We start from the raw sequence: 10,653 nt of genomic DNA, 5'->3' as shown, positions 1-10,653 counted from the left end.
AAGGCTGGCTTGGCACGGGGGCGACCAGGAGCTGATGACGCACGCCCGGCGCGCGGTCGGCGACCCCGGCTGCGGCCGGCAGCTTACGGGGGTTACTGACGGCTATGCGCTACACATTACTCGGACCGGTCGGGATGGATTTCGGGGACATGCCGCTGGCGGTGAAGCGTCCGCGGTGCCGGGCAGTCCTGGCCTATCTACTGCTGCACGCCAACCACGTGGTTTCCACAAGACAGTTGATCGACGCACTGTGGGGCGGCTCGGAGCCGCAGACGGCCCGTTCGCAGATCCAGGCCGACATCTCGGTGCTCCGCCGGGTGTGCCGCGATGCCGGAGCCAAGATCCCGGTCGAGAGCCGGGCTCCCGGCTATTCGATCGCCGTCGACGACGGCGAACTCGACCTGGACGTCTTCCGCAGCGGCATGGCGCGGGCCCGCCAGGAGGCCGCGCGCGGCGACAGCGGCTCGGCGGTGCGCCTGATCCGCAAGGCGCTCGAACTGTGGCAGGGCATGCCGCTGGTCGACATCGCTGTCAGCTACGCCGAGTCCGCGCAGACCCAGTTGACCAGCCTGCGGCTGACCGCCTACGAGGATCTGGCCGACCTGGAGATCGGCGAAGGGCACCACGGCGCGCTCATCGACGACCTGATGCCGCTGGTCGCCGCACACCCTCTCCACGAGAACCTGCGCGTGAAGCTGATGCTCGCGCTGTACCGCTCGGGCCGTCAGACCGCGGCGCTGGAGCAGGCGCGCGAGCTGCGCTCGCTACTGGCCGAGCAGCAAGGGCTCACCCCGGGCCGCAGGTTCACCGAGATGGAACAGGCGATCCTGCACGCGGATCCCTCGCTGGACGCCATGGCGCCGAACCAGCCGCCCGAGACGCCGTACACCCTCTCCGAGAACGAATCGGTCCCCGTACCCGACGCGCCGATGGACGGCGCGCTCCCCGATGCCCCGGCCGCGCCCTCGGCACCGCCGGTGCCGATGCAACTGCCGTCGACGCCACAACTGGTGGGCCGGCGGGACCTGCTCGACCAGCTCGACGACTTCCTGGCCGGAAGCCTCTCCGACGAAGGGGCCCCGGGCACGGTCGCCGTGGTCGGCCCGGCCGGCGTCGGCAAGACGACGCTGGCCGTGCACTGGGGCCGTACTATGGCCGACCGCTTCCCCGACGGCCAGCTCTACATCAACCTGCACGGCCACGACACGCAGCGCGCGATGACCCCGGCGCGGACGATCGCCCGCGCGCTGCGCTCGCTCGGGCTGCCCAGGGACGCCATCCCGGCCGAGGCCGACGAGCTCATCGATCTGTACCGTTCGACGGTCGCGGGCAAGCGCCTGCTGGTGCTGCTCGACAACGCCCGGTCGGTCGACCAGGTCCGCCCGCTGCTGACCACCGGACCGGGCTCGGCGACCCTGATCACCAGCCGCTTCCGGCTGACCGGCCTGGTCGTACGCGACGGGGCGCGGCAGGTGGCGGTCGGGCCGATGTCACCGCAGGAGGCCGAGCAACTGCTGGAGCACATGCTCGGCGCCGAGCGCCTGCGCGCCGAGCCGGGCACGGCCCACCGCCTCGCCGAGGCGTGCGGGCGTATACCGCTGGCGCTGAGCATCGCCGCGGCCAACATCGCCAACCATCCGCCGGCATCGATCGCCGACCACATCAGGGACTTGCTCGACGGCAACCGCCTGGCCGCACTCCAGACGGCCGGCGACAGCGACAGCACGATGCAGACCGTCCTCGGACAGTCCTACGACGCCCTGGACCCTGACACCCGCCACATGTTCCGCCGTCTCGGACTGTCCCCGGGACCGGACTTCACGGTCGCGGCGGCCTCGGTGCTGGCCGGTCTGAGCCAGGCCGAAGCAGGCCGGCTGGTGGACCGCCTGCTGGACGCCAACCTGATCGGCGAATCGGCGGCGGACCGCTTCATCCTCCACGACCTGACCCGGCTGTACGCACGAGCGCGCGCCGAGGCCGAGGACTCCGGGCCCGACCGCGAGAAGGCACGCGGCCGCCTGACCGACTGGTACCTGGAACGCACCTTCGCGGCGCAGGCGCTGGCCTTCCCCGGGTACGCCCGCCAGTCCGGCGCCGAGCACTCCCCCGGCACGGACTTCGGCACCGCCGCCGAGGCGCTGGCCTGGTTCGACAACGAGATCCCCAACCTGATCGCGGCCCTGCACGACGACCCGATCGGCGCCCACACCTGGCGGATCGCCGACGGCCTCCGCCCCTACTTCGCCACCCCGATGAACGTCGGCGACTGGATCGACGCCGCCAACACCGCCATCACGGCCGCCGAGCGTCTTGGCAACGACGAAGCCCGGTTCAGCGGGTGGTACAGCCTCGCGCACGCACACATGAGCAGGAGCGACCATCCGAAGGCGATGAAGAGCTTCAAGACGGCCCTGTCGATCGCGCGCGCCGTCGACCACCCCCACGGCATCAACGGCTGCGAGAACTTCATCGCGCAGATCCTGATCTACACCGGCCACCTCGACGAGGCGCTCAGCCACCTGGAGTCGATGATGCCCGCGGCACCGTCGGCCCACAGCACCTCCAGCACAGTGGTCACCCTCTCCCGGCTCGGCGAGGTGTACTTCGAGCTGGGCCGGCTGGCCGACTCGCTGCGCGTACGGCGCCAAGCCCTGGAACTGACCACCAAGGCCGGGGCGCGGAATCATGAGCCGTACGTCCTGGTCAATCTGGCCATCGTGAAGCACGCCCTCGGAGACGTGGAGGAAGCCGGCGCCCTGTACACCCGAGCCCTGATCATCCTCGGGCAGTTCGGCGACACGGACCTGGAGTCGGCGGCCTGGAGCGAACTGGCGACGGTCCACCTGGACGCCGGCCGGCCGGAGGCGGCGCGGGAGTGCGCGGAGAAGGCGTGGCGCCTGGCGCAGGGGCTGAAGGGGCCTCGCTGGAGCTGGCTGGCACGCAGTGTCCTGGCGACGATCAACCGGGATCCGGAGGAACATCTGTCGGCGGTCGTCCTGGCGAACGAGTCGGGAAACCCGGGCTGGCACAGCCGGGCCCTGGTGGCGGCCGCGGCCACGGCCGAGGTCCTGGGGCGGCCCGACGCCGCCCGCGACTACGCCTACCAGGCACTGCGGCTGGCGGTGACCCACCGCTACCGCATGTCCGAGGCCGACAGTCTGCTGATCCTGGCCCGGACGCAGAGACCGGGCAGCGCCGAAGCGCGCGACTTCGCGCGCCGCGCGCTGGCCATCCATCGGCAGACCGGACGTCGGCTGGGCGAGCAACAGGCGCGAGCGGCGCTGCCGGAGGACTGGGGAAAGGCCGAGGCGGCAGCCCGGGTGACCCGCCTGATCCCGATGTCCGCCCGGCAGGCGCTTCCCCCCGCCGGCGTCGGATTTCTACGGCTGCGGGCCGCGGGCCGGCGGCCGGCCGAAGTGGTCCCGCCCGCCTTGGAGATCGGGCCCGGAACCATGGATCAATGACCACAGCTCCGTCCCGGCCCCGGCCCTGTGCCGGGGCCGGGACGGGTGTCCTCGCCACCGATTCGGGGCAGCCACCTCGGCGGACGCCCGCCCTACGGCCACCGACTCGCCGGCCTCGGAGCGCATCCCGACCTCGCCGGGAAGTGCTCGCGGACATCGCGGAGTTCGGCGCGTGATTCCCCTGGTGGAGGCCCTCTGGTGACGCGCGTAGAAATCCGGGACCATCTCTGTGCACCACCTCCGCCCCACTCACAGCCACCGCGGCCACAGCCACCACGGCCACCACGGCCACCACGGCCACCACGGCCACAGCAGGAGGAATCCCCCCATGAAGATCCGCTCTGTCCTTGTCGCGGTCGCCCTCGTCCTCGGTGCTCTCTTCGCACCCGGCTTCGGCGTCCTCAGTTCGGCGGTCGACGCCCAGGCCGCGACCAAACTCACCCACGCGCAGGCCACCTCCCGGTTCAGCTCGTCCGGGATCACCTGGTCCTCGTCGGGCGGCTGTTCCGACCGCACCAACCCCACCTGCACGTCCTTCGACGGGCTCAACCTCCCCACGGCCCAGGGAGCGCAGACCCTCAAGAGCGCCACGGGCTGCGCCCTCAACATCACCGGCGGCACGGAGACCGGCCACGCGAGCGGCACGTACTCGCACGCGAACGGCTACAAGCTCGACTTCGGCAAAAACACCTGTCTCACCAACTACATCAAGAGTGCCTTCACCTACATAGGGCTGCGCGGCGACGGCTACCCGCAGTGGCAGGCGGCCTCGGGCAACCTCTACGCCGACGAGGGCAGCCACTGGGACGCGACGTACTACAACTGCGGCGGCTGCTGACACCCCGAACCGGCCGGTTCCGGGTCGTCGCCGAGGGTGAGGCCGGCAAGGAACCGTCGGACCACCCGTCGGGGGCGATTCCCTGGTCGTCCGCGACGCGGCCCCGGCGGGCGCGGACGGGCGGGCCGGCCAAAGCCGGCCCGCCCGATCACGGGACGGCCACCCGCGAGGACGCGGTGCGGTCAGGCGTCGCGCCTGCGCAGTACCGCGTGCCCGCCGACGATCGCGACGAGCGCCCACAACACCAGGACCACCAGGGCGGTGCCCGCGCTGTAAGGGTCGGTGTCCTGCGTCATGAGCACGGTGCCGGCGACGCTCGGCATGTAGTCGCCGGCGGTCTCCAGCCACTTGGCACCGATGACGCCCATGAGCTGAGGCAGCGCCAGCAGCACCATGATGAGGGTCGTGATGGTGCCCGCCGCGCTGCGCAGCATCGTGCCGAGGCCGATCGCCATCGTCGCGAGCAGGGCGAGATAGGCGGCGGCGCCGAACGCCGTTCCGAACAGTTCGCCGCTCGTGTACGCGCCGTAGTCGCCCATGAAGGCGCCGGCGGCGAGGCTGCCCAGCACGCTGAAGACGAAGCCCGCCACGGCGACGACGGAGATGACGACCAGCGTCTTGGACAGCAGCATCCGGCCGCGGACCGGCACGCTCTGGAGCGTGGAGCGGATCGAGCCGCTGGAGTACTCGCTGGTGAGCGCGAGTGTGGCCAGGACGACCACGGTCAGTTGGGACAGCAGGAACGCCTGGGAGGCGTGGTGCGGGGCGGGCGTGGTGACGTCCAGTCCCTTCTTCGCGCTCGCGTCGGCCGACATGCCGACGATCACGGCGAATCCCACGGTGAGCACCAGGCCCACCAGGAGGTTCCACCAGGTCGCCCGGACGCTCCAGATCTTCGTCCACTCGAATCCGAGGGCGCCCTTGAATCCGCCGCCCCTGACCGGTCCGACCAGCCTGGGTGCGGTAGTTGTCGCAGTCATCATCCGCCTACGCTTTCTGGTGATCCGGTGCTTCGGTGGCGTGGGCGAGCGACGGGGTGCTGTACTCCACGCTGGCGGCGGTGAGTTCCATGTACGCCTGCTCCAGGCTGGCCTTGCGCACACTGAGTTCATGGACCGGGACCTGATGCCGGAAGGCCAGGTCACCGATCTCCCGCAGGGTGCCGCCGACGACGATCAGCTCCTCGGGAGCGCCGTCCTTGCCCTGCTCCACGGTCATGCCGTGCCCCTTCAGTTCCTGCCGCAGCACGTCGGGAAGGGGGGTACGGACGCGAACGGCGTTGAGGGAACTGCCCGCGATGACCTCCTCGATGGGAGCGTCGGCGATGACCTTGCCCCTGCCGATGACCACGAGGTGGTCTGCGGTCTCCTGCATCTCACTCATCAGGTGGCTGGAGACGAAGACCGTACGGCCCTCGGCGGCCAGCGAACGCATCAACTCCCTTACCCAGCGCACCCCGTCGGGGTCCAGGCCGTTGACCGGCTCGTCGAACAGCAGCACCTTGGGGTCGCCCAGCAGCGCGCCGGCGATACCCAGCCGCTGTCCCATGCCCAGCGAGAAGGAGCCGATCCGCTTCCTGGCGACCTCGGTGAGCCCGACGGTGTCCAGCACCTCGGCCACCCGGGACGCCGGGATCCCGTTGCTGCGGGCCATGCCGAGCAGATGGTGGTGGGCGGAGCGGCCGGAGTGTCCCGCCCTGGCGTCCAGTAGCGCTCCCACTTCCCGCAGGGGGTGTTTGAGCTGTGCGTACGGCTTGCCCGCGACGAGGGCGCGGCCGCCCGTCGGTGCGTCAAGACCGACGATCATCCGCATGGTCGTCGACTTGCCCGCGCCGTTCGGCCCCAGGAAGCCCGTCACCTTTCCCGGGTTGATCCCGAACGAGAGATCGGACACGGCCGTCTTGTCGCCATACCTCTTGGTCAGTCGGTCCACAGTGATCATTGCCTGTCGGCTCCTTCCGAAGTCACCTCACCAAACTAGAAAGGGTGGAGCGCCCCGCACATCTGCCGATCGGCAACGATGACACTCGACTTTCGGCAGGTCCGCGGGCCCGCCCCCCTCTTGTAGCGTGCGGGAATGCAGCTTTGGCAGGGCGTCCGCCGACGAACGGACCACGCGCTGCGGGGCCTTCGCTCCGACCGGCCCTTCACCCGGCGCCGCGACTTCGTGCTGCTCGCCGTGCTTCTGGCGCCGTGGGCCGTCAGCGTCAGCGGGCCGGCGGCCTCGCCGGCCGTCTGGGCGCCGGTCGCCCTGCTGATCGCGGCGGCGGTCGCGGTGCGCAGGAGCTGGCCGCTGCTCTCCCTGACGTCGGCCGCCCTGACCGTGCTCCTCCACCCCGTCCTGCACGCGACGCTGTGGACGGCCGCAGCGGCCGCTGTGCTGAGCTTCCTGGCGGGCACCCGGGTGACCCGTATCTGGCATGCGCAGGCCGTGTTCGTCTCGGCCGCCCTGGTCGGGCTGTTACTGGTCAGCGCCTTCGCCCAGCCCAAGGACTGGCTGAGCCTGCTGATGATGGAGCTGGCCGCCTGTCTGCTGCCCTGGTGGGCGGGCAACTGGTGGCGACAGCGCTCCGATCTGACCAGGGCGGGCTGGGAGCACGCCGAGCAACTGGAGTGGAAGCAGCGCTTCGTGGCCGAACAGGCACGGCTGAAGGAGCGTGCCCGGATCGCCCAGGACATCCACGACTCGCTGGGCCACGAGCTGAGTGTGATGGCGCTGTTGGCCGGCGGCCTCGAACTCGCCACCAGCCTGCCCGCCGAACAGCGGGACGCCATGGCGCAGTTGCGTGAGCGGTGCACGACGGCCACCGAACGGTTGCATGATGTCATCGGCCTGCTGCGCGAGGACTCCACACCCTCGCTGCGCCCGCCGCACGAGTCGGTCGCCGAACTGGTCCGCCGCTTCGAACGGTCGGGTACGCCGGTGGAGTTGCGCGAGGAGGGGGCGAACTCCCGTAGTACGCCGCTGCTCACCAGCCTCGCGGCCTACCGGGTGGTCCAGGAGTCACTGACCAATGCCGCCAAGCACTCCCCGGGCGCCGCTGTTCGCGTACAACTGACGCACCGGGCCGACGAGACCGTGGTGTCGGTCGACAACGACCCGCCGCGCGACGACACTTCGACCGGCGCCCCGGGCAGTGGTCTCGGGCTGATCGGTCTTGACGAGCGGGTCCGGCTGGCGGGCGGCACACTGCGCGCCGGGCGGCGCGGGGGTGGCTTCGAGGTACGCGCCGAACTACCGCACACCCTGCCGGCGATGCCGTCCGCGCCGGCTGGGGGCACGGAAGGATCTGACGATCCGAAGGGCCCGGCCGGCCGGGAGGATCCGGCCGGGGCGAAGGCGACGCCGGACGACGCCGCCCCCGGCGGGAGGGGCTCGCGCCCACTCACGGGTATGCCCCGGTGGAGTGCCTCCACCGCGGCCCTGATGCGCGCCCGGGCGCGGGTACGGCGGGACGGGCGGCGGGCCGCGCTGATGCCGGTGGTGCTGGGCGGCGGCCTCGTCCTGTGCCTGGCGGGCCTCTACATCCTCACAGCGGTGACGACCTCGCTCACTCCGGAGACGTACGCCCGGATACGGCTCGGCCAGTCCCGTGAGGAGCTGGCCCCGGTGCTGCCCGACCGGCGTATCAAGAAGCCGCCGCCCATCGTCATCGAACCGGCGGTGCCGCCCGGCTCGGCCTGCGAGTACTACCGGGCCGGTAAAAATGTTCTGCGGCCCACCAACGCCCTGTACCGGCTGTGCTTCAAGGATGATGTGCTGGTGGCCAAGGACACGCTCTGAGACCGTGACCCGCCCGGGGCCGCCCCGGGACCCACCGGGGCCCATGAGCCGGAACCCGCTCGGAACCAACGTTGAAGGAACCGATGATTCGCGTACTGCTCGCCGATGACGAAGCCATTATCAGAGCCGGAGTCCGTTCCATCCTCACCACAGAACCGGGCATCGAGGTCGTGGCCGAGGCGTCGGACGGGCGTGAGGCGGTCGAACTGGCCCGCAAGCACCGTCCTGACGTGGCCCTGCTCGACATCCGCATGCCGGAGATGGACGGCTTGGCCGCCGCCGGCGAACTGCGGACCACCAACCCGAACACCGGGGTGATCATGCTGACCACCTTCGGCGAGGACAAGTACATCGAACGCGCCCTGGACCAGGGCGTGGCCGGCTTCCTGCTGAAGGCGTCGGACCCGCGCGACCTCATCTCCGGTGTGCACGCGGTGGCGTGCGGCGGATCGTGTCTGTCCCCGCTGGTGGCACGGCGGCTGATGACCGAGCTGCGCCGTACCCCCGGGCCCCGCTCGGGGCTGTCGGGCGAGCGCACGACGACGCTCACCAAGCGCGAGCAGGAAGTGCTGGGCATGGTCGGTGCCGGCATGTCGAACGGCGAGATCGCCGACCGGCTCCATCTGGTCGAGGGCACCATCAAGACGTATGTGAGCGCGATTCTGAAACAGCTCGGTGTCCGCAACCGGGTGCAGGCGGCGATCATCGCCTACGAGGCGGGCCTGGTGGAGCGCAAGAACGCCGGATGAAGGGCCCCCGTCCCAGGCCCGGTCCGGACAAACCCAGGCGTGAAGGCTTCGGCAGCCACGTCCGGATGGTCTTCAGGCGCCGCACGTCGGTGGCGCCACCGACGGCGAGCGCGTGGAGCGCCGGCCGGCCGATGAACACGGCGTGACCGCCCACGGTGTGGACGATCAGGATGTCCACCCCCACCGGACACCGCCTGTGGGGCGGGCCGGGCACCACCGCGGACACAACGCGCTCACGGGCCACCCACCCGCCACCCGTGTCCCCCGTCTGACGGGTCAGTACCCCTGGCCGGCTCCGCCGCGGAGCGCCGGGCGAAGGCCGGGGCGTGCTCCGGGCGCGGGCCGAACGCGACCAGCCGGGAGGGAAGTTGGCGGAACCCGGGCAGGTACCGGGTGGCCAGGACCATCGCGGTGGGCGGGCCGACTCGGCGCCCGGTGAGGACGGGCGCGAAGAACCCGTCATGCAGCATCCGCTGCACTCGCTGCATGATCACTGTGGGCCGCCACCGCCGCCGCTGAACCTTCGCCAGGTCGGCGGTGGTCAGCCGGCCCAGACGCAGCGGTTCGGCGAGCAGCGTGGCCGCCGCGACCGCGTCCTGGATGGCGAGGTTGATCCCCACTCCGCCGGCCGGGGACATCGCGTGGGCGGCGTCGCCGATCAACAGGAGGCCGTCGGCGTACCAGCGCGGAAGCCGGTTGAGCCGGACGTCGAGCAGGTGGACTCCGTCCATGCTCGATAACTGGTCGACCCGGCCCGCGTACTGCGGAATCAGGTCGGCGATCCGCGCCCGGAAGCGTTCGATGCCTTCGGTGCGCAGACGGGCGTCGGATCCCTTCGCGGTGAAGTAGGCGATCTGGAAGTACTCGTTCCTGGTGAGGCTCAGGGCGAACTCGCCGACCCGGAACGCGACAACCTGCCGGGGCTCCTGGGCCTGCTCCGCGGCGTACCTGGGCAGCCGGAACCACCAGGTGTCGAACGGGACCGGGAACTCCAGGGGCATCAGACCGGCATCCTGGCGCAGCGCGGAGTGGCGGCCGTCGGCTGCGACGGTGAGGGTGGCGCGGATCTCGCCCTCCTCGCCGTCCTGGGTGCGGTAGCGGACGCCGACGACCTTGCCGCCCTCCCGGATCAGCCCGGTCGCCACGGTATTCATCCGCAGGGTGAACGACGGTTCGCGCCGGGCCTCCTCGGCAAGCAGGTTGAGCAGGTCCCACTGCGGGATCATCGCGATGTAGTTGTACGGCGCCGGCAAGGCCCCGAAGGCGGTCAGCCGCATACGGCCGCCGTGCGGCGTGGGCACCACCATGTTGCCGAGCCTGCTCTGCGGCAGCGAGGCGAACTTCCGGCCCAGGCCCAGCTCGTCCATCAGCCGCACGGTGGACGCGTGGACGGTGTCACCGCGGAAGTCGCGCAGGAAGTCGCCGTGCTTCTCCAGCACGGTCACCTCGATTCCGGCCCGCCCCAGCAGCAGGCCCAACATCATGCCGGCCGGTCCGCCCCCGGAGATGACGACACTCATGGCACTCCCCCTCGCCCGTTCCGTTTGGAACTCTCATATACAGAGTCTTTGGAACGGTCTCATGTGTCAAGACGTATCATGTTTCACATGCGGGAAAACGAACAGATAAGGGATCTGGTGGCCGCCGCTCTGACGGCGGCGGGAGAACGCGGCCGAGACGTCGCGGACGTCCCGCTGACGGTGATCGCCGCGGCGGCGGGCGTCTCCCGCAGCACACTGCTGCGCCGGCTGGGCGGCTCACGGGGCGCGCTGGACGAGGCGGTCCGGCGGGCGGGCGTCGACCCCGGCGGCCGTCGACC

Annotated in this window: 7 protein-coding genes and 1 pseudogene; 5 read left to right on the top strand and 3 right to left on the bottom strand. The window is 70.9% G+C overall.

The window, feature by feature from the left end; translation table 11 throughout:
* The first annotated feature begins 104 nt into the window (after positions 1-104).
* Together QR77_RS34550 and QR77_RS34545 are read left to right on the top strand one after the other, a co-directional pair.
* Positions 105-3,464: a BTAD domain-containing putative transcriptional regulator gene (locus QR77_RS34550; protein ID WP_078877506.1), complete on the top strand. Its 3,360-nt coding sequence runs from the start codon at positions 105-107 to the stop codon at positions 3,462-3,464.
* Between the two features lie 328 nt (positions 3,465-3,792).
* Positions 3,793-4,302: a hypothetical protein gene (locus QR77_RS34545; RefSeq protein WP_040025957.1), complete on the top strand. Its 510-nt coding sequence runs from the start codon at positions 3,793-3,795 to the stop codon at positions 4,300-4,302.
* Positions 4,303-4,484: 182 nt separating this feature from the next.
* On the opposite strand, the gene QR77_RS34540 is transcribed toward QR77_RS34545, so the two are convergent.
* Together QR77_RS34540 and QR77_RS34535 are read right to left on the bottom strand one after the other, a co-directional pair.
* The gene (locus QR77_RS34540; RefSeq protein ID WP_236710936.1) at positions 4,485-5,285 is read right to left on the bottom strand and encodes an ABC transporter; all 801 of its coding nucleotides are present in this window, start codon (positions 5,283-5,285) and stop codon (positions 4,485-4,487) included.
* 4 nt (positions 5,286-5,289) lie between these two features.
* Positions 5,290-6,243, bottom strand: a complete 954-nt coding sequence (locus QR77_RS34535) for an ATP-binding cassette domain-containing protein (RefSeq protein ID WP_040025954.1) — start codon at positions 6,241-6,243, stop codon at positions 5,290-5,292.
* Positions 6,244-6,378: 135 nt separating this feature from the next.
* Here QR77_RS34535 and QR77_RS34530 point away from each other — a divergent pair, with 135 nt between their 5' ends.
* Positions 6,379-8,085: a histidine kinase gene (locus QR77_RS34530; RefSeq protein WP_040025953.1), complete on the top strand. Its 1,707-nt coding sequence runs from the start codon at positions 6,379-6,381 to the stop codon at positions 8,083-8,085.
* A gap of 83 nt (positions 8,086-8,168) precedes the next feature.
* Entirely contained in the window at positions 8,169-8,834 is a 666-nt protein-coding gene (locus QR77_RS34525; RefSeq protein WP_040025951.1) for a response regulator transcription factor, read from the top strand.
* A 233-nt stretch (positions 8,835-9,067) separates the two neighbouring features.
* On the opposite strand, the gene QR77_RS34520 is transcribed toward QR77_RS34525, so the two are convergent.
* Positions 9,068-10,354, bottom strand: a complete 1,287-nt coding sequence (locus QR77_RS34520) for an FAD-dependent oxidoreductase (protein WP_052489272.1) — start codon at positions 10,352-10,354, stop codon at positions 9,068-9,070.
* An 87-nt stretch (positions 10,355-10,441) separates the two neighbouring features.
* On the opposite strand from QR77_RS34520, the pseudogene QR77_RS47940 reads away from it, so the two are divergent.
* Positions 10,442-10,653: pseudogene (locus QR77_RS47940) on the top strand (TetR/AcrR family transcriptional regulator); the annotation flags it as partial.

It is taken from the genome of Streptomyces sp. 150FB (genome assembly GCF_000818195.1).
Classification (GTDB): Bacteria; Actinomycetota; Actinomycetes; order Streptomycetales; family Streptomycetaceae; genus Streptomyces.
This window is presented reverse-complemented; position numbering and strand designations above follow the sequence as displayed.